The sequence below is a fragment of the Mycobacterium sp. SMC-2 genome (assembly GCF_025263485.1).
GTDB lineage: Bacteria > Actinomycetota > Actinomycetes > Mycobacteriales > Mycobacteriaceae > Mycobacterium.
Genome location: NZ_CP079863.1, coordinates 1,835,893 through 1,858,931 on the forward strand (window position 1 = coordinate 1,835,893; position 23,039 = coordinate 1,858,931).

General features: G+C 69.9%; 23 protein-coding genes and 1 pseudogene. 11 read left to right on the forward strand and 13 right to left on the reverse strand.

Annotated elements, in window-relative coordinates; all coding sequences use genetic code 11:
- Positions 1-19 precede the first annotated feature (19 nt).
- The 5 genes and pseudogenes from KXD96_RS08715 to sdhC all read right to left on the reverse strand — a co-directional run.
- Positions 20-664, reverse strand: a pseudogene (locus KXD96_RS08715) (carboxymuconolactone decarboxylase family protein); the annotation flags it as partial.
- Between the two features lie 8 nt (positions 665-672).
- Positions 673-1,461 carry a succinate dehydrogenase iron-sulfur subunit gene (locus tag KXD96_RS08720; RefSeq protein ID WP_260744200.1) on the reverse strand — a complete coding sequence of 263 codons (789 nt, stop codon included), beginning with the start codon at positions 1,459-1,461 and terminating at the stop codon, positions 673-675.
- Complete coding sequence (gene sdhA, locus KXD96_RS08725; RefSeq protein ID WP_260744201.1) at positions 1,461-3,233, reverse strand: succinate dehydrogenase flavoprotein subunit; 1,773 nt, start codon at positions 3,231-3,233, stop codon at positions 1,461-1,463. The genes KXD96_RS08720 and sdhA overlap by 1 nt, the downstream gene beginning before the upstream one ends.
- Before the next feature lie 114 nt (positions 3,234-3,347).
- Positions 3,348-3,818 (reverse strand): succinate dehydrogenase hydrophobic membrane anchor subunit, encoded by a 471-nt coding sequence (locus tag KXD96_RS08730; RefSeq protein ID WP_260744202.1) that lies wholly within the window; start codon positions 3,816-3,818, stop codon positions 3,348-3,350.
- Positions 3,815-4,153: a succinate dehydrogenase, cytochrome b556 subunit gene (gene sdhC / locus KXD96_RS08735; RefSeq protein WP_260745283.1), complete on the reverse strand. Its 339-nt coding sequence runs from the start codon at positions 4,151-4,153 to the stop codon at positions 3,815-3,817. The genes KXD96_RS08730 and sdhC overlap by 4 nt, the downstream gene beginning before the upstream one ends.
- A 233-nt stretch (positions 4,154-4,386) precedes the next feature.
- Here sdhC and KXD96_RS08740 point away from each other — a divergent pair, with 233 nt between their 5' ends.
- Genes KXD96_RS08740 through KXD96_RS08750 form a run of 3 tightly spaced genes read left to right on the forward strand, consistent with a single transcriptional unit; the run spans position 4,387 to position 7,156 of the window.
- Positions 4,387-4,785, forward strand: coding sequence for a cytidine deaminase (locus KXD96_RS08740; protein WP_260744203.1), 399 nt, complete (start codon positions 4,387-4,389; stop codon positions 4,783-4,785).
- Entirely contained in the window at positions 4,782-6,068 is a 1,287-nt protein-coding gene (locus tag KXD96_RS08745) for a thymidine phosphorylase (protein WP_260744204.1), read from the forward strand. The genes KXD96_RS08740 and KXD96_RS08745 overlap by 4 nt, the downstream gene beginning before the upstream one ends.
- Positions 6,065-7,156, forward strand: a complete 1,092-nt coding sequence (locus KXD96_RS08750) for an adenosine deaminase (RefSeq protein ID WP_260744205.1) — start codon at positions 6,065-6,067, stop codon at positions 7,154-7,156. Before KXD96_RS08745 ends, KXD96_RS08750 begins: the two co-directional genes overlap by 4 nt.
- A 41-nt stretch (positions 7,157-7,197) precedes the next feature.
- Here KXD96_RS08750 and KXD96_RS08755 read toward each other — a convergent pair whose 3' ends face one another.
- Both KXD96_RS08755 and KXD96_RS08760 read right to left on the reverse strand, forming a co-directional pair.
- Entirely contained in the window at positions 7,198-7,482 is a 285-nt protein-coding gene (locus KXD96_RS08755; protein WP_260744206.1) for a GlsB/YeaQ/YmgE family stress response membrane protein, read from the reverse strand.
- A 92-nt stretch (positions 7,483-7,574) separates the two neighbouring features.
- Positions 7,575-8,246, reverse strand: coding sequence for a GntR family transcriptional regulator (locus KXD96_RS08760; protein ID WP_260744207.1), 672 nt, complete (start codon positions 8,244-8,246; stop codon positions 7,575-7,577).
- Positions 8,247-8,396: 150 nt separating this feature from the next.
- Here KXD96_RS08760 and KXD96_RS08765 point away from each other — a divergent pair, with 150 nt between their 5' ends.
- Complete coding sequence (locus KXD96_RS08765) at positions 8,397-9,425, forward strand: cupin domain-containing protein (RefSeq protein WP_260744208.1); 1,029 nt, start codon at positions 8,397-8,399, stop codon at positions 9,423-9,425.
- 49 nt (positions 9,426-9,474) lie between these two features.
- Complete coding sequence (locus tag KXD96_RS08770) at positions 9,475-10,482, forward strand: VWA domain-containing protein (protein WP_260744209.1); 1,008 nt, start codon at positions 9,475-9,477, stop codon at positions 10,480-10,482.
- 4 nt (positions 10,483-10,486) lie between these two features.
- Here KXD96_RS08770 and KXD96_RS08775 read toward each other — a convergent pair whose 3' ends face one another.
- Genes KXD96_RS08775 through KXD96_RS08785 form a run of 3 tightly spaced genes read right to left on the reverse strand, consistent with a single transcriptional unit; the run spans position 10,487 to position 13,703 of the window.
- Entirely contained in the window at positions 10,487-11,470 is a 984-nt protein-coding gene (locus KXD96_RS08775; protein ID WP_260744210.1) for a VWA domain-containing protein, read from the reverse strand.
- A 43-nt stretch (positions 11,471-11,513) separates the two neighbouring features.
- Positions 11,514-12,791 carry a primosomal protein gene (locus KXD96_RS08780; protein WP_260744211.1) on the reverse strand — a complete coding sequence of 426 codons (1,278 nt, stop codon included), beginning with the start codon at positions 12,789-12,791 and terminating at the stop codon, positions 11,514-11,516.
- A gap of 54 nt (positions 12,792-12,845) precedes the next feature.
- The gene (locus KXD96_RS08785) at positions 12,846-13,703 is read right to left on the reverse strand and encodes an alkaline phosphatase family protein (RefSeq protein ID WP_260744212.1); all 858 of its coding nucleotides are present in this window, start codon (positions 13,701-13,703) and stop codon (positions 12,846-12,848) included.
- Positions 13,704-13,841: 138 nt separating this feature from the next.
- Between KXD96_RS08785 and upp the strand changes: the two genes are divergently transcribed.
- The gene (gene upp / locus KXD96_RS08790; RefSeq protein WP_260744213.1) at positions 13,842-14,465 is read left to right on the forward strand and encodes a uracil phosphoribosyltransferase; all 624 of its coding nucleotides are present in this window, start codon (positions 13,842-13,844) and stop codon (positions 14,463-14,465) included.
- Positions 14,466-14,468: 3 nt separating this feature from the next.
- On the opposite strand, the gene KXD96_RS08795 is transcribed toward upp, so the two are convergent.
- Together KXD96_RS08795 and KXD96_RS08800 are read right to left on the reverse strand one after the other, a co-directional pair.
- Positions 14,469-16,052: a phospho-sugar mutase gene (locus tag KXD96_RS08795; protein ID WP_260744214.1), complete on the reverse strand. Its 1,584-nt coding sequence runs from the start codon at positions 16,050-16,052 to the stop codon at positions 14,469-14,471.
- Between the two features lie 5 nt (positions 16,053-16,057).
- A complete protein-coding gene (locus KXD96_RS08800; protein WP_260744215.1) occupies positions 16,058-16,858 on the reverse strand; it encodes a purine-nucleoside phosphorylase in 801 nt (266 codons plus the stop codon).
- 104 nt (positions 16,859-16,962) lie between these two features.
- Here KXD96_RS08800 and KXD96_RS08805 point away from each other — a divergent pair, with 104 nt between their 5' ends.
- The 4 genes from KXD96_RS08805 (at position 16,963) to KXD96_RS08820 (ending at position 20,973) form a co-directional block, all read left to right on the forward strand.
- Positions 16,963-17,580 carry a cutinase family protein gene (locus KXD96_RS08805; RefSeq protein WP_396878740.1) on the forward strand — a complete coding sequence of 206 codons (618 nt, stop codon included), beginning with the start codon at positions 16,963-16,965 and terminating at the stop codon, positions 17,578-17,580.
- A gap of 35 nt (positions 17,581-17,615) precedes the next feature.
- Positions 17,616-18,809 (forward strand): M20 family metallopeptidase, encoded by a 1,194-nt coding sequence (locus KXD96_RS08810; protein WP_260744217.1) that lies wholly within the window; start codon positions 17,616-17,618, stop codon positions 18,807-18,809.
- Positions 18,806-19,975, forward strand: coding sequence for a M20 family metallopeptidase (locus KXD96_RS08815; RefSeq protein ID WP_260744218.1), 1,170 nt, complete (start codon positions 18,806-18,808; stop codon positions 19,973-19,975). Before KXD96_RS08810 ends, KXD96_RS08815 begins: the two co-directional genes overlap by 4 nt.
- A gap of 110 nt (positions 19,976-20,085) precedes the next feature.
- Positions 20,086-20,973 (forward strand): endonuclease domain-containing protein, encoded by an 888-nt coding sequence (locus KXD96_RS08820; protein ID WP_260744219.1) that lies wholly within the window; start codon positions 20,086-20,088, stop codon positions 20,971-20,973.
- A gap of 66 nt (positions 20,974-21,039) precedes the next feature.
- On the opposite strand, the gene KXD96_RS08825 is transcribed toward KXD96_RS08820, so the two are convergent.
- Complete coding sequence (locus tag KXD96_RS08825) at positions 21,040-21,516, reverse strand: gamma-glutamylcyclotransferase (protein ID WP_260744220.1); 477 nt, start codon at positions 21,514-21,516, stop codon at positions 21,040-21,042.
- A gap of 84 nt (positions 21,517-21,600) precedes the next feature.
- On the opposite strand from KXD96_RS08825, the gene KXD96_RS08830 reads away from it, so the two are divergent.
- Entirely contained in the window at positions 21,601-23,016 is a 1,416-nt protein-coding gene (locus KXD96_RS08830) for an NAD(P)H-quinone dehydrogenase (RefSeq protein WP_260744221.1), read from the forward strand.
- Positions 23,017-23,039: the final 23 nt, after the last annotated feature.

Genomic DNA, 23,039 nt, shown 5'->3' on the forward strand with positions numbered 1-23,039 from the left:
CCCCAGTTCGGACGATCCGTTAGTCCACCGATTGGGGGAGCTCGTCGGCCCACGGCACGCGGCAGGCGTCACCGGAACTGAAGCCCTGCTCGGTGATGCCCAGCGCGGTGTTCATCCGGGCCCGCATGTTCTCCACGCCGATCTGGTAGGTCAGCTCGATTACGCCGGCGTCGCCGAACCGGGCGCGCAGGTCGGCGACCTGCTCGTCGGTGACGGTGTGCGGGTCGGTCGTCATCGCGTCGGCGTAGCGGATCGCCGCGCGCTCGTCGTCGGTAAAAAGCGGTGAGCTGGCGTAATCGTCGATGTCTTTGAGTCGCTCGATGTCCAGGCCGTCCAGGCGCTGCAGCATGGACCCAAAGTCGACGCACCATGAACAGCCGATGGCGCGCGCGGTCCACAACACCGCCAGCTCACGCACGCTGACGGGCAGTGCCTTCGACGCCCGGTCGACCATCGTTTCGTGCACGGCGCCGGCGACCATCAGCTTGCGATGGTGGGCGGTCACGGCGAAGGGTTCGGGGACCTCGCCGAAGCGCCGCCTGGCGTACCGGTACATGGCGCGGGTCAGCAGCCCGGTGCGCCGCGGGGGAAGGGGTTCGATGCGGGTTTTCTGTGTCATACCCCTCAGACGAGACAGATCGCCGGGTTGTGACGAGCAGACGCTCGCGCCGATTAGCGCGAAAACATCAGCGCGCGCTTGACCTCCTGGATCGCCTTGGTGACCTGGATGCCGCGCGGGCAGCACTCGGTGCAATTGAACGTGGTGCGGCAGCGCCATACGCCGTCGACCTCGTTGAGGATGTCGAGGCGCTCGGCGGCGGCCTCGTCGCGGCTGTCGAAGATGAAGCGGTGCGCGTTGACGATCGCCGCCGGCCCGTAGTAGCTGCCCTCGTGCCAGAAGATCGGGCAGCTGGTGGTGCACGCCGCACACAGGATGCACTTGGTGGTGTCGTCGTAGCGGGCGCGGTCGGTGGGGCTCTGAATGCGTTCCCGGGTAGGCGGATTCCCGCTGGTGACCAGGTAGGGCTTGACCGCGCGGTAGGCGTCGAAGAACGGCTCCATGTCGACCACCAGGTCCTTTTCCACCGGCAGCCCGCGGATCGGCTCGACCGTGACGGTGAGCCCCCCCTTTTTGGCCTTGCGCCGGTCTCCTGGCAGCAGGTCGCGCATCAGCACCTTGCACGCCAGCCGGTTCATCCCGTTGATGCGCATGGCGTCCGAGCCGCACACCCCGTGGGCGCAGGAGCGCCGGAAGGTCAGCGTCCCGTCCAGGTAGCTCTTGATGTAGATCAGCAGGTTGAGCAGCCGGTCGCTGGGCAGGCAGGGCACCCGAAAGCTCTGCCAGCCACCGGTTTCGGCGAAGGCGTCGGGGTTGTCGGGGTTGAACCGGGCGATTTTGAGGGTCACCATCACCGCGCCCTCGGGAACGGGCGGCAAGGGCGGCTCCACTTCGGCGGACATCAGTACTTCCGTTCCTTTGGTTCGTAGCGGGTCTGCACGACGGGCTTGAAGTCCAGCGCGATGTCGCTGCGCAGATCGGTGCCCCGCTTATCGGCCCCAATCTCCTTGTAGGCCATCGTGTGCCGCATGTAGTTGACGTCGTCGCGGTTCGGGTAGTCCTCCCGAGCGTGCCCGCCGCGAGACTCCTTGCGGTTCAGCGCACCCACCACGGTGGCCTCGGCCAGCTCCAGCAAAAAGCCCAGTTCGATGGCTTCCAGCAGGTCGCTGTTGAAGCGCTTTCCCTTGTCGTGCACGGTAATTCGGGAATACCGCTCCTTGAGCGCGTGAATGTCGGTCAGCGCCTGCTTGAGCGTCTCCTCGGTGCGGAACACCGCGGCGTTGTTGTCCATCGACTGCTGCAGCGCGCCGCGAATGTCGGCCACCCGCTCGCTGCCGTGCTCACTCAAGATGTCGGCGACCCAGCCGACGACCATAGCCTCCGGGTTGGGCGGCATGTCGACAAAGTCATGCATGCCGGCGAAGTCCGCGGCGGCGATGCCGGCGCGACGGCCGAAGACGTTGATGTCCAATAGGGAATTGGTGCCCAACCGGTTGGCGCCGTGCACCGACACGCACGCGCATTCGCCGGCCGCGTACAGGCCCGGCACGGTAGAGGTGTTGTCGGCCAACACTTGTCCGGTGACGGTGGTGGGGATGCCACCCATCACGTAGTGGCACGTCGGGTAGACGGGGACCAGCTCGTGCACCGGGTCGACGCCCAGGTAGGTGCGGGCGAACTCGGTGATGTCGGGCAGCTTGGTCTCGAGCACGTCCTCGCCGAGGTGGCGCACGTCGATGTAGACGTAGTCCTTGTGCGGGCCGGCGCCGCGGCCCTCCAGCACCTCCAGCACCATGGAGCGGGCGACGATATCGCGCGGCGCCAGGTCGACGATGGTCGGGGCGTAGCGCTCCATGAAGCGCTCGCCGTCGGCGTTGAGCAGGCGGCCGCCCTCGCCGCGCACGGCCTCGGAGATCAGGATGCCCAGCCCGGCCAGCCCGGTCGGATGGAACTGGTGAAACTCCATGTCCTCCAACGGAAGTCCCTTGCGGAACACGATGCCCATGCCGTCACCGGTCAGTGTGTGCGCGTTGGAGGTGGTCTTGTACATCCGGCCCGACCCGCCGGTAGCGAGCACCACGGCCTTGGCGTGGAAGACGTGGATCTCACCGGTGGCCAGCTCGTAGGCCACCACGCCGGTGGCCACTGGGCCGCTCGGGGTCTGCGTCAAAACCAGGTCCAGCGCGTAGAACTCGTTGAAGAACTGCACGTCGTGGCGGACGCAGTTCTGGTAGAGCGTCTGCAGGATCATGTGGCCGGTGCGGTCGGCGGCGTAGCAGGCCCGGCGCACCGGAGCCTTGCCGTGCTCGCGGGTGTGCCCGCCGAAGCGGCGCTGGTCGATGCGGCCCTCGGGGGTGCGGTTGAACGGCATCCCCATCTTCTCCAGGTCGAGCACCGCGTCGATGGCTTCCTTGCACATGATCTCCACCGCGTCCTGGTCGGCGAGGTAGTCGCCGCCCTTGACGGTGTCGAAGGTGTGCCATTCCCAGTTGTCGTCCTCGACGTTGGCCAGCGCCGCGCACATCCCGCCCTGGGCGGCGCCGGTGTGGCTGCGGGTGGGGTAGAGCTTGGTCAGCACCGCGGTCCGCACCCGCGGACCGGCCTCCACCGCCGCGCGCATGCCGGCGCCGCCGGCACCCACGATGACCACGTCGTATCGGTGTTGGGCGATCACCTCGACCGCCGCCGACGATGCAGTGGGGGCACACCCAGCCGCGAAGCGGCGAGGGGGACGAAGCGATGAGATGGGGGCACCTCCCGCTTGCGGGGGCGAGGTGGCGCAAACATGTCAGCCTCCGATATTCGGGTCGAACGTCACCAGCACATAGGTGCCGAGCACCAGCGTGAACGCCATCGACAACAGCAGCAGGCTGTTGAGCCAGAACCGGGTGCGGTCCTTGCGGCTGTAGTCGTCGATGATGACGCGCAGGCCGTTGCCGCCGTGCAGCTGCGCCAGCCACAACAGCGCCAAGTCCCATAACTGCCAGAATGGCGAGCCCCAGCGCTGCGCCACGTAGTTGAAGTCGATGCGGTAAACGCCGTCGTCGACCATCAGCATGATGAACAGGTGCCCGACGGCTAGGAATAGCAGCGCGACACCGGAGAACCGCATGAACAGCCACGCGAACTTCTCGAAGTTTCCGATGCCGGCCCGGCGCCGCGGCGAGCGCGGGTTGTCCAGGCCGGCCGGCCGGTCGTGGCCGCGCTGGCGCACCGGGGCCGCCTGGCCCCGGCCGAGCTGCAGGTCGGGGCTGCTCATCGCAGGTGCTCGGTCATGTGGATGCCGATCACTACGCCGGCCGGAACCATGAGCAGCAGAAAGACGACGCCGACGACCCAGAACATCACCTTCTGATAGCGGGGGCCCTCGGACCAGAAGTCGATGAGGATGACGCGGATCCCGTTCAGCCCGTGGAATGCCACCGCCGCCACCAGCCCGTACTCCATCAGTCCGACGATCGGGGTCTTGTAGTCGTGGATCACGGCGTCGTAGGTCTGCGGGCTCACCCGCAGCATCGCCGCGTCCAGCACGTGGACGAACAGGAAGAAGAAGATCGTCGCGCCGCTGATGCGGTGCAACACCCACGACCACATGCCGGGGTCGCCCCGATACAGGGTCCGGGGTGGTCGCCGCCCGCGCGCAGATTGTGTTGCCGGATCCGCGGTTGTCGCCTGTCTGGTCACCCAGTCCTCACCGCCTTCTGACATCGGGGCAGTTCAGCCTAACCCGGCGCGCGGACCGCCCGCGTCGAGCAGTCCGCCAAGCGAAGTGCCATGTCAGAGTTAGGGTGGCAGTCTTACGTGCCCAAAGGCGAACGGGGTTGGGTATGCCTGATGTCGATTGGAAAACCTTGCGCCACAAGGCAATCAGTGCCGCGGCGAGGGCCTACGCGCCGTACTCGCGCTACCCGGTGGGGGCGGCCGCGCTGGTCGACGACGGCCGCGTGGTCACCGGCTGCAATGTGGAAAACGTCTCATATGGCCTCGGTCTCTGCGCCGAATGCGGTGTGGTGTGCGCCCTACACGCGACCGGCGGTGGCCGGCTGATCGCGCTGGCCTGCGTCGACGGGCAGGGGTCCCCGCTGATGCCGTGCGGGCGATGCCGCCAGCTGCTGCTGGAGCACGGCGGCCCCGAGCTGCTGGTCGACCATCCGGCCGGGCCCCGCCGCCTCGGTGAGCTGCTGCCCGACGCCTTCAGCGCCGACCTGCCACGGGAACCCCGTTGACCGACTACACATTCGACGCGCCCACGGTGATCCGGACCAAGCGCGACGGCGGGCGGCTGTCCGACGCCGCCATCGCGTGGGTCGTCGACGCCTACACCCACGGCCAGGTGGCCGAGGAACAGATGTCGGCGCTGCTGATGGCGATCTTCCTGCGCGGCATGGACCGCGGCGAGACCGCCAGCTGGACCGCGGCGATGCTGGCCTCCGGCGCACGGCTGGACTTCCGCGACCTGCCGAGGCCGACCGTGGACAAGCACTCCACCGGCGGCGTGGGGGACAAGATCACCCTGCCCCTGGTGGCCGTCGTCGCCGCCTGCGGCGCGGCGGTGCCCCAGGCGTCGGGGCGGGGGCTCGGGCACACCGGCGGCACCTTGGACAAGCTCGAGTCCATCGCCGGGTTCACCGCGGCGCTGTCCAACCGGCGGGTGCGCGAGCAACTTCTCGACGTCGGCGCGGCCATCTTCGCCGCGGGCGAGCTGGCCCCGGCCGACGCCAAGCTGTACGCACTGCGCGACGTCACCGCCACCGTCGAGTCGCTGCCGCTGATCGCCAGCTCGGTGATGAGCAAGAAGCTGGCCGAGGGGACCGGCGCGCTGGTGCTCGACGTGAAGGTGGGCTCCGGCGCGCTGCTGAGCTCCGCGGAGCGGTGCCGCGAACTGGCCCACACCATGGTCGAGCTGGGCGCGGCGCACCGGGTGCCCACCCGCGCGCTGTTGACCGACATGAACCGCCCGCTGGGCGCGACGGTGGGCAACGCCCTCGAGGTCGCCGAGTCGCTGGACGTGCTGGCCGGCGGTGGCCCGCCCGACGTGGTCGAGCTGACGCTGCGGCTGGCCTCCGAGATGCTCGAGTTGGCCGGGGTCGACGGATGCGACCCCGCCGAGACGCTGCGCGACGGCACCGCGATGGACCGCTTTCGCCGGCTGATCGCCGCCCAGGGTGGGGATTTGTCGGTTCCGTTGCCCATCGGTGCGCATTCCGAGACCGTGACCGCCGGGCGGGGCGGCACAATGGGCGATATCGACGCGATGGCAGTGGGGCTGGCGGCTTGGCGGCTCGGCGCGGGCAGGTCCCGTCCGGGCGAACGGGTGCAGGCCGGCGCCGGCATCCGGATCCACCGCCGCCCCGGCGAGCCGGTCACGGCCGGCGCCCCGTTGTTCACCCTGTACACCGACACCCCGGAACGCTTCGGCGCCGCGCTGGCCGAATTGGACGGCGGCTACCGCGTCGGCGACACGGCACCGGCTCCCCGGCCGCTGATCATCGATCGGATCACCACGTGACAACACCATTGGGCCTCGAGCAGATCAAGAAGGCGCCCAAGGCCCTGCTGCACGATCACCTCGACGGGGGGCTGCGCCCGTCGACCGTGGTGGACATCGCCGGCCAGATCGGCTACGACGAGCTGCCCACCACCAACGTCGACGAGCTGGCCACCTGGTTTCGCACCCGGTCGCACAGCGGCTCGCTGGAGCGTTACCTGGAGCCGTTCTCGCACACCGTGGCGGTGATGCAGACGCCGGAGGCGCTGCATCGCGTCGCCTACGAATGCGTGGAAGACCTGGCCGCCGACTCGGTTGTCTACGCCGAGATCCGATTCGCGCCGGAGCTGCACATCGACCGGGGGCTCTCGTTCGACGAGATCGTCGACGCCGTGCTGGCCGGTTTTGCCGACGGCGAGAAGGCCTGCACCGCCGCGGGCCGGCCGATCGTGGTGCGGCTGTTGGTCACCGCCATGCGGCACGCCGCGGTGTCTCGGGAGATCGCCGAGCTGGCAATCCGGTTCCGGGACAAGGGAGTCGTCGGCTTCGACATCGCCGGCGCCGAGGCCGGCAACCCGCCGACGCGGCACCTGGACGCCTTCGAGTACATGCGGGACAACAACGCGCGCTTCACCATCCACGCGGGCGAGGCGTTCGGGCTGCCGTCGATTCACGAGGCGATCGCGTTCTGCGGCGCCGACCGCCTGGGCCACGGGGTGCGCATCGTCGATGACATAGACGTCCTGGGTGACGGCAAAGTCAGGTTGGGCAGGCTGGCATCGATCCTGCGGGACAAGCGAATTCCGCTGGAGCTGTGCCCCAGCTCCAACGTGCAGACCGGTGCGGTGAAAAGCATCGCGGACCATCCGTTCGACCTGCTGGCCCGCGCCCGGTTCCGGGTGACCGTGAACACCGACAACCGGCTGATGAGCGATACCACGATGAGCCTCGAAATGTCCCGGCTGGTCCAGGCTTTCGGCTACGGCTGGAGCGATCTCGAGCGGTTCACCATCAACGCGATGAAGTCGGCGTTCATTCCGTTCGACGAGCGGCTGGCGATCATCGACGACGTGATCAAGCCGCGGTACGCGGTGCTGATCGCAGGCTGACGCCGCTCGCCCAAAAGTGGGCGAGCGGCGCAGCTTTCGGCTCAGCGGGGGAGCCGGGTGCCGGTGCGGCGACCGGCCAGCGATTCGTAGATGGCGATGAGGACGATGGCGGCGCCCACTCCGATGAAGAACGGAATCCAGGCCACGCCACCGTTGGCGTTGTGGTATCCGAGCGCGCTGGCCACCGCCGAGCCGATCAAGCCGCCTACGGCGCCGATCACGACGGTCATCACCATGCCGACGTTCTGCTTTCCCGGCATCACCAGGCGGGCGACCAAACCGATGATCGCGCCCACCACGATGGCGAGGATTATGGATGTGATCACTTCGAGCTCCTGTCGTAGCGGCGCCCAGGGTGGGCGCCATCTTTGACGGGACTTCCCCGAATCAGCGGACTTCTAACACAATTCGCCCGGGCTCAAATCAAGTCGGCCGCCAGACCGATGGCGCGCACCGTGCTGGCCAGGTGCGTCTGCACCGCGCGCAACGCTCGCTGGGCGTCGGCGTCGCGCAACGCCTCGGCGATCTCGCGGTGCTCGTGCAGGATCGTCGCCACCCGGTCCGGATCGCGCAGCGCCGATTCGCCGATCATCCGCATCTGCCGATCCCGCAGCGACGCATAGAAACCCGACAAAATGGCGTTCCCCGATTCGGCCAGGGTGATGGCGTGAAAGGCGCGGTCGGCCTCGAGGAACGCGGACCAATCGGAGCGGTCGACGGCGGCGCGCTGCCGTTGCAGCTCGCCCGACAGCCGCTCGAAAACCGCGGCGCACGTGGCGGGCCCGCGACCCACCACCTTCGTCGCGGCGAACTGCTCCAAGACCAGCCGCGCCTCCATCACCGAGCGGACCTCGTCGGGCGACACCGGGACGACCAGGGCGCCGCGCTGCGGGTACAGCCGCAGCAGCCCCTCGGCCTCCAGGCGCAGGAACGCCTCGCGCACCGGCGTGCGCGACATTCCGAGGGCCGAGGCGACGTCGCCCTCGCTGATCAGCTCGCCGCCGGGGTACGCGCCGGTGAGCACCTGCGTCTTGACGTAGTCCAGCGCGCGGTCCTTGGCCGTGCCCGGCCGCGGGTCGATCGTTGCCACTGCAGCCTTCCGTAGCTAAGTCGTATCCCAGCAGTGTCGTGACGGTACACCAATGGCCACCTTGACAGGGCCACAACTGAGATACAAGATAGATACGAAAAAAACATTACGCACTCAAGAAGCCCCGAGCAGCTCGAAGGAGCCGCGAAAATGCCCATCACCGAACAAGCCGTGACCCCGAACCTGGACCCGACGATTCCCGCGCCGATGATCAACGTGGCCGACTACGGCTTCGAAGGTCGTTTCCAAGACTGGGCCTCCGACGCCGAGTACTTCGAGTACTCCAAGGCCGCCAACCCCATCGGCTCGGGCCACGTCCCGCGGGTCCCGGTCACCCGATTCGATCCGGAGGTCTACACCGATCGGCCGACCGGTGTGATCCCGCTGGATCTGTCCAAGGAGCTGGGCATCGAGACCGGCGCGGCGACCAGCCCCGCGCTGCTGGCCAACTTCCTGCGCATCCGTCCGGGCGAACAGGTCGACACCAGCCCCAACGCCACCTCGCAGCTGTACTACGTGCTGTACGGGCGGGGCTTCGCGGCGGTCAACGGCCAGCTGGTGCAGTGGGAGAAGGGCGACTTTTTGACCCTGCCCGCCGGCACCCACTCGGTCTTCTACGCGGCCACCGACACGGCCATCTACTGGGTGCACGACGAGCCGCTGATGCGCTACCTGGGCGCCGACGCCACCCGGCCGCGGTTCCGCGCCACCAAGTTCCGCCGCTCGGATGCGGTCGCGAAGCTGGAGGAGATCGCGTCGCGCCCGGGCGCCAACGAGAAGAGCCGGGTCAGCGTGCTGCTGGCCAACGCCAACCAGGAGCAGACGCTGACCATCACCCACGTGCTGTGGGCCATGTTCGGCGTGCTGCCGCCGAATCAGGTGCAGCGCCCGCACCGCCACCAGTCGGTCGCCCTGGACCTGATCCTCGACGCGCCGCCCAGCGGCTGCTACACCCTGCTGGGCACGCGCCTGGACGAGCACGGCGACATCGTCGACCCCACCCGGGTGGACTGGCGGGCCGGCTGCGCCTTCACCACCCCGCCGGGCATGTGGCACGCCCACTACAACGAGAGCGACGAGCCCGCACACCTGATCCCGATCCAGGACGCCGGGCTGCAGACCCATCTCCGCAGCCTCGACATCAAGTTCACGCAGCGCCGCGACCTCGTCGCCGGCTGAGCCGGCGGGGCGGTGCACGGGGCCCACCGGGCGCATAGTGTGGCTGCACATGAAGCTGCCCCTGCTGGGCCCCGTGTCGGTCACCGGCTTCCAGAACGCGTGGTTCTTCCTGGTCCTGCTGGTCGTTCTGCTGGTCCTGGGCATCTACGTCGTGCTGCAGTTCGCCCGCCGCCGCCGCGTGCTGCGGTTCGCCAACATGGAGGTGCTGGAGCGGGTCGCGCCCGCGCACCCCAGCCGGTGGCGGCACGTGCCGACGATCCTGCTGGCGGTGTCGCTGGTGCTGCTGACCACCGCGATGGCCGGGCCGACCTCCGACGTCCGCATCCCGCTCAACCGTGCGGTCGTGATGCTGGTCATCGACGTGTCGGAGTCCATGGCCGCCACCGACGTCCCCCCCGACCGGCTCACCGCCGCCAAGGAGGCCGGCAAGCAATTCGCCGACGAGCTGACGCCGGCGATCAACCTGGGGTTAGTGCAGTTCGCGGCCAACGCGTCGCTGCTGGTGTCCCCGACGACCAACCGCCAGGCCGTGAAGGCGGCGATCGACCGGCTGAAGCCGGCCCCCAAAACCGCGACGGGCGAAGGCCTCTTCACCGCGCTGCAGGCCATCGCGACGGTCGGCTCGGTGATGGGGGGCGGCGAGGGCCCGCCACCGGCGCGCATCGTGCTGGAGTCCGACGGCGCCGAGAACGTGCCGCTGGACCCCAACGCCCCGCAGGGGGCGTTCACGGCCGCCAGGGCCGCCAAGGCCGAGGGGGTGCAGATCTCGACGATCTCCTTCGGGACGCCATACGGCACCGTCGAGTACGAGGGCGCCACCATCCCGGTTCCGGTCGACGACCAGACCCTGCAGAAGATCTGCGAGATCACCGACGGCCAGTCGTTCCACGCCGACAGCCTGGACTCGCTGAAGAGCGTCTACGCGACCCTCGAGCGCCAGATCGGCTACGAAACCGTCAAGGGCGACGCCAGCCTGGCCTGGATGCTGCTGGGGTCCGTCGCCATGGCCGGCGCCATCCTGGCCGGCCTGTTCCTGAACCGCCGGCTGCCCGCCTGAGCGATCAAACCGGCAGCCGCCGGTTGATCAGCAGCGCCAGCGCCGTCGCGATCAGGGCGACCAGCACGCCCAGGCGCAACCACCCGGCGCTGCCCGGCCCGGCCACGACGCGGTAGCCGATGTCCTTCTCGATGGCGTTGTAGCTCTTGTTGAGCTCGGCGATGTTGCTGGCGGTGTAGGACTGCCCGCCGGACAGCTTGGCGATCGTCTTCATCTGGTCCGTCGAGACGGGGACGGCGACCCGCTGCCCGTCCATCTCGATCTCACCGGTCTTGGTGCCGAACGAGATCGTCGAGATGGGCACGCCCTCGTCGCGGGCCAGCCGCGCCGCCGTGTACACGCCGTCGTGCGGATCGCTGGGGTTGGACGGCTTGTTCTCCCCGCCGTCGGACAGCAGCACGATGCGGGCGGGTGGCGGGGTGTCGCCACCCGTGATGGCCGTGGCGCTGACCGCGTGCAGGGCGGTGAAGATGGCCTCGCCCGTGGCGGTGCTGTCGGCGAAGTCGAGCTTCTTGAGCGCGTCGATCGTTGCCTGGTGCTGCGGGGTCGGCGGCACCAGCAGGTAGGGCGTGCCCGCGAAGCCGACCAGCCCGAGGTTGATGCCCGGCGTCAGCTGACTGGCGAACTGACTGGCCGCCTCCTCGGCGGCCTTGAGCCGGTTGGGTGCGACGTCGGTTGCCCGCATCGACTGCGACATGTCGATGACCAGCACGACGACGGCCCGGTTGCGCGGGATGCGCATGTCGTGGGTGGGGGTGGCCAGCGCGATGGTCAACAGGATCAGGCTGAGCAGCGACACGGCGATCGGAATGTGCCGCGTCGGCGACTGGGGCACGGGCGCCTCGGTGAACCGGTGCAGGCGGTGCCGACGGCGAGCCTGGACCAGGATGTAGACCGCCAGCAGAGCCAGCGGGAGCAAACCGAACAACAGCATGCCCGGGCGTTGAAAGCCGTACAGCGGTAACGGGCCGATCCCCGGAAGCGACACCCGCCAGTAAAGATGAGACTCAACGGGCCGTCAAACGGTGGGCCTACTCCCTGCGGAGCCGCCCGTCGACGAATTGCTCCAAGTTCTCCCACTCGCGGACCGCCGCGGCGTACGGCGCCGAGGGCTTGCCGACCGAGCCCGGCTCGAGCACGTAGGCCACCAGCTTGCCCAGCGGGCGCCCCGGGTCGAGCGCCTTGTCGACCGTCCCCTCCTCCGAGTAGTCGCCGATGTCGCGGAGTAGCTCGACGGCGAGGTCCAGCTGGTCGCGGTCCACGGCGTCCGGCCCGTCGGCGATGTCGTCGGCCAGCCCGCTGAGCACGTAGATGTTGTCCTCGGTGACCTTGACCTCCAGCGAACCGTCGGTGGCCGCGGTGCGGATGTCGTCGTAGGTGCTCAGGTCGGCCAGGTCGTGGTCGTGCTCGTCGGCGAGGTAGCGAGCCAGCGCCCGCTCGGAGCTGAACACGCTGATCCGCCCGTTGCGTCCCAGGAAGATCGGACGGTCGTCCAGGTAGCACCGCAGCGTGTAGAAGGTGCCCGAACTCGTCATGATCCGAATGGGGTCGATGCCCACCTGCACCCAGAAGTCCTCGTCGCTGCCCAGGATCACGGTGTCGCCCGCCGCGCGGGGTTCCTCGTCGTCGGTCCCTTCCGACTCCTCGGCCTCCTCTTTTGTCTCCTCGGCGGCTTCGGCTTCGTCCGCCTCTTCCTCCTCGGTCTCCTCGGGCTCTTCGGCCAGCTCGTCGGCGGCCTTGGCCGACAGCTTGGCGTCGACCTCCGGGGTGGTGGCGATGCCCTCGATCGCGCCGAGCACGTCGTCCCAGCCGCGCCCGATGATCTCGCCGATCGCGTTCCAGCGTTTGAGGCCGGCCTTGCCGGTGAAGTGGTCGATCCCGCCCGACACGGTGCCCAGCGTGGGGTTGCCGTTGAAGAATTTCGACACCGCCGCGAGCTCGCACACCGACCCGATGGACGAGACGAGCGCCAGCGTGCGGGCCAGCGCGGTCACCGACTCCTCGGTCGGCTTCTCCGAGACCAGCTCCTCGACCGCGACCAGATCGAACTGCTTGTCCTCGGCCGGTGCGAACTTGTGCGCGTGCGCCGAGGTCAGGTCCTTCCACGCCGGGTGGTCGACCAGGTCGTTGTCGGTGTCGGAGCGCACGAACGCGACCAGGTCGGCGACGCCTTCGAAGACGTACAGGTCCTCGTCCTTGCCCAGGAATGCCTCCCACTCGTCGCCGGCGTCCCGCCAGCGGGGTGCCCACACCGTGTAGCGGTCACCGTCGGACAGGCTCAGGCGGATGGGCACGAGGTCAGCAGCCATGCGGCACACAATAGCGACGGCCGGGGAACGCGCCCGGCTCGGCTGGCCCGAGACCTAACCCCAGATATCGGTGATCGGGGGCGCGGTGGCCGCGTACCCGGTCTTGGGCAGCCCGTACATCTGCTCGATCGTGGAGAGCACGTTGTAGTGGTTGATCCGCTCGCCGTAGTTGCCGGGGACGACGTGCGCGCCGTAGAAGATCGTCGGGATCTGGTTGCGACTGGAATTGTCGTCCTCGTCCCACGTCACGATCAGCAGGCTGTTGTTGGCCATCGCCCAGTTGGCGTAGCCCGTCAGCTGGCGGTTCAGCCAGGTGTCGGCCTGCGCGATCGAGCCGTCGTGCATGTTGTTGTCGTTGTTGGGGATAACGAACGACACGGTGGGCAGGCTCGCGTAATTTCCCATCGGGAACGCGGAGAACGGCAGCGAGTTCGCCGGTGGCACGTTGGTGAAGTTGGCCCAGGGCACATGCTTGCGCGCGTACTTGCCGGCGGTGCACGCCGGCGAGCCGACCGCCGGCAGGCCTTCGGCGAAGCCGGCGAACGTGTAGCCCGCGGCCAGCAGTTCGGAACCCAGGTTCGGCGCGGCGCCGGCGTTGACCGGGCAGCGGTCGCTGGTCACCCCGAAGGTGTCGCCGGCGAACATCGCCAGGTAATTCGGCTCGCTGGGGTGTGTTTCGGCGAACGACTGAACCATGTTGGCGCCGCCCGCGGCCAGCGCGGTGATGAAGGGCGCCGACTTGTTGCCGATGATGTTGGCCGCCGAGCGGTTCTCCTCCACCACGATCACGATGTGCGCGGGCTGCGGGAGCGCCGTTGCCGCAAGGCCTATGCGCCCGGTCAGCGGAATGGCCGCCAGCCCCACCAGGGCCACCGCGCCGAGCAGCCGCAGGGCCCGAAATGTCCTGCCCATCAAGCCTGTTGAACCCGTGATTCCGCCCGGCACCACCGGAGCATAGGGGCGGGGGTGGCGCGCCGACGGCGCCGACGCGGGCGGTTTCCGCGGGGCGTTAACCAAATGCGGCCGGATCGTTATATAGGGTCGAACACCGTGGAGGTGCGCGTCGTCGATCACCCGCTGGCGGTGGCCCGGCTGACGACGATGCGTGACGAACGCACCGGCAGCGACGGATTCCGGGCGGCGCTGCGTGACGTGACCGCGATGCTGGTCTACGAGGCCACCCGCGACGCGCCCCGCGAGACGTTCCCGATCCGCACGCCGGTGGCCGAGACGCTCGGGGTGCGGCTGGCCAACCCGCCCCTGCTGGTGCCGGTGCTGCGGGCCGGGCTGGGCATGGTCGATCAGGCCCTCGCATTGTTGCCGCACGCGCGGGTCGGATTCGTCGGCGTGGCCCGCAACGAGGAAACCCATCAGGCGACCGGGTATTTCGAGTCGCTGCCCGACGAGTTGGCCGGCCTGCCGGTGCTGGTGCTGGATCCGATGCTGGCCACCGGCGGCTCGTTGAAGCACACCGTCGGGCTGCTGCTCGAGCGCGGGGCCGACGACATCACGGTGCTATGCGCGGTGGCCGCGCCCGAAGGCGTTGCCGCGCTTGAGAAAACGGTGCCCGGGGCGCATCTGTTCACCGTGGCGCTCGACGACGGGCTCAACGAGAACGCCTACATCGTCCCGGGTCTCGGCGATGCGGGCGACCGCCAATACGGGCCCCGCTAGCCCCTATAAGCTGCGTGCTGTGGACACCAGCTCGTCGCGCAGCGCGCCGGCCCGCCGCCGGGCATCGTCGAGGCCACCGGCCACCGCGCAACGAACCTCCATGTAGCACTTCAGCTTCGGCTCGGTCCCGGACGGCCGCACCACCAGCCTGACCGAAGTCTCGTCGTCACCGCCGGTGAAGATCAGCGCGTCGGTGATGTCGGTGACGGTTGCGCCGAACCCGGCCAGCGCCGCCGGTGGTGTCTCCCGCAGCCGACGCATCAGTTCGGCGGCCTCGGCGGTGTCGGCAACCCGGCGCGACACCGCCGCGACATCGTGTACGCCGTACCGCCGCGCCAGATCATCGAGCGCGCCGGCCACCGAGCGGCCCTGGTCCCTCAGCGCGGCAACGAGATCGCACACCAGCACCGCGGCGCTGATGCCGTCCTTGTCGCGCACGGCGTCCGGGTCGACGCAGTGCCCGATCGCCTCCTCGTAGGCGTAGACCAGGGTGCCGCCGGGCACGTCGGCGTCGGCGCGCGCCAGCCACTTGAATCCGGTGAGGGTTTCGACGTGGGTGGCTTTGTGGTCACGCGCGATCGCCGCCAGCATCCGCGACGACACCACGGTGCTGGCCACCACCGCCGTCCGAGGGTCGGCGATCCGCCCCAAGATGTAATCGCCTAGCAGCCAACCAGTTTCATCTCCGGACAGTATCCGCCACCCCGACCCGGTGGGGATGCCGACCGCGCACCGGTCGGCGTCGGGATCCAGCGCGATCGCGACGTCGGCCGTGACGTCGGCGGCCAGGGCGAGCAGCGCGTCGGTGGCGCCGGGTTCCTCGGGGTTGGGGAAGGCGACGGTGGGGAAGTCGGGGTCCGGTGCGAACTGCGCTCCGACGGTGTGCACCTGGCCAAAGCCCGCGCGCTGCAATGCCTCCACGGCCACGGCGCCGCCCACCCCGTGCAGCGGCGTCAGGGCCACCCGCACCGAACCGGTGCCTCGCCGCACCCCCGCGGCCCGCGCGATGTAACGCTCCACCAGATCGGTGACCGCGGGATCCACCGGCGCGCGGTCGATTTCGTCGGCCGGGGGAGCGGCGGCCATCGCGGCCTCGATCTCGCGATCGGTGGGCGAGACGATCTGGATGCCGCCGTCGGCGTAGACCTTGTAGCCGTTGTCGGTCTTCGGGTTGTGCGACGCGGTGATCTGTATCCCTGCGGCGGCACCGGTGTGACGCACGGCGAACGCCACCACCGGCGTCGGCACCGGCCCGGGCAGCAAAATCACCGAAAAGCCATGCGCGGCAAGCACTTCAGCGGTGATCGTGGCGAAAACGGCGGAACCGTGCCGGGAGTCGCGCCCGACGATCACCGGCGAGCCGGCCAGGCCGCGCGCGGCCAGCACCTGCGCCACCGCCCAGGTGGCGCGCGACACCACCGCGACGTTCATGGCGTCGGGCCCGCCGCGCACCGGACCGCGCAGGCCCGCGGTGCCGAACCTGAGCGGCTGGGCGAATCGCGCCGCCAGCTCGTCGGGACCGCAGGCGGCCAGTTCGGCGGCCGTCGCCGGGTCGGGATCGTGCGCGATCCACTCTTCGGGCGTCATGTGCGCTACAACCTGGCGACGACGCTCGCCAGCAGCGCGCCCATCCGGCTTGCCGACGCGGCTCCGGCGGCGAGCACCTCGGCGTGGCTCAGCGGCGCACCGCTGATCCCGGCGGCCAGGTTGGTCACCAGCGACACCCCCAGCACCTCGGCGCCGGCCGCCCGGGCCGCGATGGTCTCGTGCACGGTCGACATGCCGACCAGGTCGGCGCCCAGCGCCCGCAGCATGCGCACCTCGGCGGGCGTCTCGTAATGCGGCCCCGACAGGCCGGCGTAGACGCCCTCGGTCAGCCCCGGGTCGACCCGGCGGGCGAGGTCCCGCAGCCGCGGCGCGTAGGCGTCGGTCAGGTCCACGAACTGCGGCCCGACCAACGGCGAGCGCGCGGTCAGGTTGAGGTGGTCGCTGATCAGCACCGGCTGGCCGACCGCCAGGTCGGGCCGCAGGCCGCCTGCCGCATTGGTGAGCACGACGACGCGCGCCCCCGCGGCGCACGCCGCCCGCACCGGATGCACCACGTGGCACAGGTCATGGCCCTCGTAGGCGTGCACCCGGCCGACCAGCACCAGCACCCGGCGCTCGCCGACGCGCGCCGACATCAGCTCGCCGGTATGCCCGACGGCGGTCGGCGCCGCGAACCCGGGCACGTCGGCCTGCGGTAGCACGGCGGTCGGGGGGCCGAGGGCGTCGGCCGCCGGGCGCCATCCCGATCCGAGCACGATCGCGACGTCGTGCTCGGGCACGCCGGTGCGCTGCCCGATGACCCGCGCCGCCAGCCGCGCCAGCTCGCCGGGTTCGGGGTCGTTCACAGTCGGCGAGCTTAGCGCCGCGGTGGTGCCTGCCGGAATATGTGAAAATCTGCCGCATGAAACTTCGTAGGTCGCCGGTTGTCGGCGTGGCCGTCGCCGTTGCGGTGTCGCTTTTTTCGATCACGGGTGGTCCGGTGGCGACTTCGCGGGCCGAGGGATGCCCCGATGTGCAACTCATCTTCGCCCGCGGCACCGCCGAGCCGCCCGGCCTCGGGGTCGCGGGGGATGCGCTGCTCGCCGCGCTGCAGCCGGCCCTCGGCTCGCGCAGCGTCGACGCCTACGCGGTGAACTATCCGGCCAGCTACAACTTCCTGCAAACCGCTGACGCCGCCAACGACGCGCGCGACCACATCGCGCAGATGGCCGACCAGTGCCCGGCGACGAAGCTGGTGCTCGGCGGCTTCTCGCAGGGCGCCGCCGCGGTGTCGATGCTGGCCGGGGTGCCGCCGCTGGGCGAGCGCATCGGCAACTTCGGATCGGCGCCGGCGCTGGATCCCGGCCTGGCCAACAAGGTCGTGGCGGTCGCGGTTTTCGGCAACCCCGGCAACCGCTTCAACACGCCGCTGTCGACGACGGGTCTGTTCGCCGGCCGCGCCATCGACATCTGCGTCCCCGGTGATCCGGTGTGCGTCGTCGGCGGTCGCGACCGGGATGCGCACCACGATTACGGCGTGCCGCCCTACCCCGGACAGGCGGCGGGATTCGTCGCCCGGCTGGTGTAGCCCGGGCCCTAAGGTCGCGGTGGGATACTGCGAGAATGCCCACCACCGCATTGGACAACCCCTCAGACAGGGTCGAGGATGTCGTGCGGCGACGTGGCTCCGATCTGGTTGAGCTGTCCCACGCCATCCACGCCGAGCCCGAGCTGGCGTTCGCCGAGCATCGCAGTTGCGCAAAGGCCCAGACGCTGGTCGCCGAGCGCGGTTTCGAGATCACCGCGTCCGCCGGGGGGCTGGACACCGCCTTCCGCGCCGACTTCGGCAGCGGGCCGCTGACCGTCGGGGTGTGCGCCGAATACGACGCGCTGCCCGAGATCGGGCACGCCTGCGGGCACAACATCATCGCCGCGTCGGCGGTGGGCGCCGCGCTGGCGCTCGCCGAGGTCGCCGACGACCTGGGCCTGCGGGTGGCGCTGATCGGTACCCCCGCCGAGGAGGCGGGCGGCGGCAAGGTGCTGCTGCTGCGGGCCGGCGTCTTCGACGACGTCGCGGCGGCCGTGATGCTGCATCCCGGGCCCGTCGACATCGCCGCGGCCCGCTCGCTGGCCCTGTCGGAAGCGACCGTGCACTACCGTGGCAAGGAATCCCATGCCGCCGTCGCGCCGCATCAGGGGATCAATGCCGCCGACGCCGTGACCGTCGCGCAGGTGGCCATCGGGGTGTTGCGGCAGCAACTGGCCCCGGGCCAACTGGTGCACGGGATCGTCACCGACGGCGGGCAGGCGGTCAACGTTATCCCGGGGCACGCGACGCTGCAGTACGCGATGCGGGCGCTCGAATCGGATTCGCTGAAACAGCTGGAGGGCAGGATGTACGCGTGCTTCGCCGCGGGTGCGCTGGCCACCGGCTGCGAATACGACATCGAGAACCCGGCACCCGCGTACGACGAACTCACGCCCGACCAATGGCTCGCCGACATCTTTCGCGAGGAGATGCGCCGGCTCGGTCGCGACCCGTTGGGCCGCGAGTTCGAGGAGGCGCTGCCCATGGGCAGCACCGACATGGGCAACGTGACGCAGCTGCTGCCGGGAATCCACCCGGTCGTCGGGATCGAGGCCGGCGGGGCCATGGTGCACCAGCGCGCGTTCACCACCGCCGCCGCCGGCCCCAGCGCCGACCGCGCTGTCGTCGAGGGCGCGATCATGCTGGCCCGCACGGTGGTTCAGCTGGCCCAGACGCCCGCCGAACGCGACCGCGTCATGGCCGCGCACGAGCGGCGGGCGCACGCATGAGCCTCGCCGACGCCGCCACCTCCTGGCTGGCCGCACACCACGACGACCTGGTCGAGTGGCGCCGGCACATCCACCGCTACCCCGAGCTGGGCCGCCAGGAGTACGCCACCACCCAGTTCGTCGCCGAGCGGTTGGCCGACGCGGGGCTCAACCCCAAGGTGCTGCCCGGGGGCACCGGACTGGTCTGCGACCTCGGCCCCGAGCAGGAGCCGAGGATCGCGCTGCGGGCCGACATGGACGCGCTGCCCATGGCCGAGCGGACCGGCGCGCCCTACACGTCGACCATGCCCAACGTCGCGCACGCGTGCGGCCACGACGCCCACACCGCGATCCTGCTCGGCACCGCGCTGACCCTGGCGTCGGTGCCGGAGCTGCCGGTCGGGGTGCGGCTGATCTTCCAGGCCGCCGAGGAGCTGATGCCCGGCGGCGCGATCGACGCCATCGCCGCCGGCGCGATCACCGGGGTGTCACGGATCTTCGCCCTGCACTGCGACCCCCGGCTCGAGGTCGGCCAGATCGCGGTCCGGCACGGCCCCATCACCTCGGCGGCCGACCAGATCGAGATCACCCTGTACTCACCCGGTGGCCACACGTCGCGGCCGCACCTGACCGCCGACCTGGTCTACGGCCTCGGCACGCTGATCACCGGGCTGCCCGGGGTGCTGTCGCGCCGCATCGACCCGCGCAACGGCACCGTGCTGGTGTGGGGTGCGGTCAACGCCGGGGTGGCCGCCAACGCCATCCCGCAGACCGGGGTGCTGGGCGGCACGGTCCGCACCGCGAGCCGGCAGACCTGGGTCGGGCTCGAGGAGATCATCCGGGAGGCGGTGTCGGCGCTGCTGGCGCCGCTGGGCATCGAACACACGCTGCAGTACCGGCGCGGCGTGCCGCCGGTGGTCAACGAGGACGTCTCGACACGCATCCTGACCCACGCGATCGAGGCCATCGGCCCCGACGCGCTGGCCGACACCCGCCAGTCGGGCGGGGGTGAGGACTTCTCCTGGTACCTCGAGGAGGTTCCCGGCGCGATGGCGCGCTTGGGCGTCTGGTCGGGCCAGGGGCCGCAGCTCGATCTGCACCAGCCGACGTTCGACCTCGACGAGCGGGCCCTGGCGATCGGCCTGCGCGTGATGGTCAACATCGTCGAACAGTCGGCTTTGTTCTAGCTCCCGCGAGCGACCGTGTTTGTACGGCGACACGCCGCATAGCGCGGCAGTTTGCGGACGCTCGGCAGGGTGAATTGTCGGCGTCACTTCGCACGCCCAGCATGGCCGGCATGCACCCAGAGCTCAGCATGCTGCTCGACGCGCAGGGCGGAGTCGTCACATCCGCCCAGGCCTTGCGGTTCCTTTCCCGCCGCGGCCTGGAGGCACACGTGAATGCCGGTGCCCTACATAAGGTTTGGCATGGCATCTACGGCCGGGGCCGACTCACAACTGCCCTGCAACTTCGCGGGCTTGACCTGGCCACCGGCACGAGCGTCGCAGCTTGCATGGGTACAGCCGCGGCAGTCTACGGTTTCGACACGGAGGCGACGCCCGATCTGCACGTCGTCGAGCCTGATGGCCGGCGGTTGCGATCGGCCGACGGCCTGGTGGTGCATCGGCGGGACGGCGCACCACTGACCACGGTCGGCGGACGGCCGGCTACCGCGCCCGCGTGGACGGCGATAGAGGTCGCCCGCAGCCTGCGCCGGCCGCGAGCCCTGGCCACGCTGGATGCGGCGCTGCGCAGCGGAAGGTGCGGCCGCGACGAGATGAGACGGATGCTCACGCTGCAGTCCGGGCGCCGCGGCGTCGTCAACATACGCGAGTTGCTGCCGTTGGCTTCCGCGCTGGCCGAGTCGCCGATGGAGAGCGAGGCGCGGTTGGTCATGATCGACGGCGGGTTACCCGAGCCGGTACTGCAGTACGAGGTCGTGGACCTAAAGGGAAACGTCTGGCGGCTCGACTTCGCCTGGCCCGAGTACCGCGTCGCGGCCGAGTACGACGGCGTCGACTGGCACAGCGGGCCGGAGGCTTTCCGTCGTGACCGTCGGCGCGGCGGGGTGTTGCAGGACTTGGGCTGGGTGGTCGTGCCGATCATCGCCGAGGACGTGAGGTGCCGGCCTCGCGAACTCGTCGCTCGCATCGAGCGGCGATTGGAGCATGCCCGGGCGGCGTGAGCGTCCGCAAATTGCCGCGCTATGCGGCGTGTCGCCGTACAAACACGGTCGCTCGCGGGAGAAACGTCACCCCGTGCCCGGGCCGACGTTATGGGCGGGCCGAGTCCGCAGGTTGTGCACGTAATCGGCTGGCGCTCCGGCGATTTCGGCCGCATCGGCCATCACTCCCAGGTACCGGGCCGAGGGCAGGCCGCCCTCCCAGGCGTCGAGCACATACAGCCACGCGAGCACGGGGTCGGTGCTGGTGTCCGACGAGATGCGCTCCACCCGGCACCGGATCTTCTTGTGGACGCCGAACTCCGAGCCCTCCCACCGGTCGAGGTTCTTCTCGTCGGCCGGGGTCATGTCGTAGAGGACCACGAACACCTTGGAAGTCGGGTCTTCGACGACGGTGGCCAGCGCGCCTTCCCAGCCGATGTCCTCGCCCCCGAACGTCAACCGCCAGCCGTGCAGCCAGCCGGTTCCGGCCATCGGCGAATGGGGTGCGCGCTTGAGCATCTGCTCGGGATCCATGTTCGACCCGTAGGCGGCGTAGAGCGGCACGGGGAAATCTTAGACGTCGCCCCCGCCGCCGTGCGCATCGTCGCCGCGCTGCACGGTGCCAGGTTCCCCGGCTAGGTTGGGGCTGTGGCGACCCGCATCGTGATCCTCGGTGGCGGCCCGGCCGGTTACGAAGCCGCGCTGGTGGCCGCCACCTCACACCCCGACACCACCCACGTCACCGTGATCGACTCCGACGGGATCGGCGGCGCGGCCGTGCTGGATGACTGCGTGCCGTCCAAGACGTTCATCGCCTCGACCTGGCTGCGCACCGAGTTGCGCCGCGCGCCGCGGCTGGGGTTCGACATCGACCTCGACGACGCCAAGATCTCGCTGCCGCAGATTCACGCCCGGGTCAAGCAACTCGCCACGGAGCAGTCGGCCGACATCACCGAACAGCTGCTCGGCATGGGTGTGCACGTGGTCGCCGGGCGCGCCGAGCTGATCGACCCCACGCCCGGGCTGGCCTGCCACCGCGTCAGGGCGACCGCGGCCGACGGCACCGTCAGCGAGTACGAGGCCGACGTCGTGCTGATCGCGACCGGCGCCAGCCCGCGGATCCTGCCGTCGGCCCGGCCCGACGGCGAGCGCATCCTGACCTGGCGGCAGCTCTACAACCTCGAGGCGCTGCCCGAACGCCTCGTCGTGGTCGGATCGGGCGTCACCGGCGCCGAGTTCGTGCACGCCTACACCGAGCTGGGCGTGCCGGTGACGGTGGTCGCCAGCCGGGACCGCGTGCTGCCCTACGAGGACGCCGACGCCGCGCTGGTCCTGGAGGAGGCGTTCTCCGAGCGCGGCGTCGAGTTGGTCAAGAACGCCCGCGCCCAGTCGGTCACCCGCACAGACCACGGCGTGCTGGTCACCCTGGCCGACGGGCGCACCGTCGAGGGCAGCCACGCCCTGATGACCATCGGGTCGGTGCCCAACACCGGCGGCCTCGGGCTGGACCGGGTGGGCATCGAGCTGGGCCGCGGCGGCTATTTGACCGTGGACCGGGTGTCGCGGACCTCGGTGGCCGGCATCTACGCCGCCGGAGACTGCACCGGCCTGCTGCCGCTGGCCTCGGTGGCCGCCATGCAGGGCCGGATCGCGATGTACCACGCGCTGGGCGAGGGCGTCAGCCCGATCCGGTTGCGCACGGTGGCGGCGACGGTGTTCACCCGGCCCGAGATCGCGGCCGTCGGCGTGCCGCAGACGATGATCGACGACGGTTCGGTGCCGGCCCGCACGATCATGCTGCCGCTGCGGACCAACGCGCGGGCCAAGATGTCGGGTCTGCGACAGGGTTTCGTGAAGATGTTCTGCCGCAAGTCCACCGGCGTGGTGATCGGCGGCGTGGTGGTGGCCCCGATCGCCTCCGAGCTTATCCTGCCCATCGCCGTGGCCGTCCAAAACCGGATCACCGTCAACGAGCTGGCCCAGACGCTCGCCGTTTACCCGTCGTTGTCGGGATCGATAACCGAGGCCGCTCGTCGGCTGATGGCGCACGACGATCTCGACTAGCCTTGGTTCGACACCTGAGGAGT

Bases quoted from the DNA above. Each gene is read 5' to 3' on its own strand.
- KXD96_RS08720 (WP_260744200.1), bottom strand. From the start codon at position 1,461: ATGTCCGCCGAAGTGGAGCCGCCCTTGCCGCCCGTTCCCGAGGGCGCG.
- KXD96_RS08730 (WP_260744202.1), bottom strand. From the start codon at position 3,818: ATGAGCAGCCCCGACCTGCAGCTCGGCCGGGGCCAGGCGGCCCCGGTG.
- sdhC (WP_260745283.1), bottom strand. From the start codon at position 4,153: ATGTGGTCGTGGGTGTTGCACCGCATCAGCGGCGCGACGATCTTCTTC.
- KXD96_RS08740 (WP_260744203.1), top strand. From the start codon at position 4,387: ATGCCTGATGTCGATTGGAAAACCTTGCGCCACAAGGCAATCAGTGCC.
- KXD96_RS08765 (WP_260744208.1), top strand. From the start codon at position 8,397: ATGCCCATCACCGAACAAGCCGTGACCCCGAACCTGGACCCGACGATT.
- KXD96_RS08770 (WP_260744209.1), top strand. From the start codon at position 9,475: ATGAAGCTGCCCCTGCTGGGCCCCGTGTCGGTCACCGGCTTCCAGAAC.
- KXD96_RS08780 (WP_260744211.1), bottom strand. From the start codon at position 12,791: ATGGCTGCTGACCTCGTGCCCATCCGCCTGAGCCTGTCCGACGGTGAC.
- KXD96_RS08785 (WP_260744212.1), bottom strand. From the start codon at position 13,703: ATGGGCAGGACATTTCGGGCCCTGCGGCTGCTCGGCGCGGTGGCCCTG.
- KXD96_RS08795 (WP_260744214.1), bottom strand. From the start codon at position 16,052: ATGACGCCCGAAGAGTGGATCGCGCACGATCCCGACCCGGCGACGGCC.
- KXD96_RS08810 (WP_260744217.1), top strand. From the start codon at position 17,616: ATGCCCACCACCGCATTGGACAACCCCTCAGACAGGGTCGAGGATGTC.
- KXD96_RS08815 (WP_260744218.1), top strand. From the start codon at position 18,806: ATGAGCCTCGCCGACGCCGCCACCTCCTGGCTGGCCGCACACCACGAC.
- KXD96_RS08820 (WP_260744219.1), top strand. From the start codon at position 20,086: ATGCACCCAGAGCTCAGCATGCTGCTCGACGCGCAGGGCGGAGTCGTC.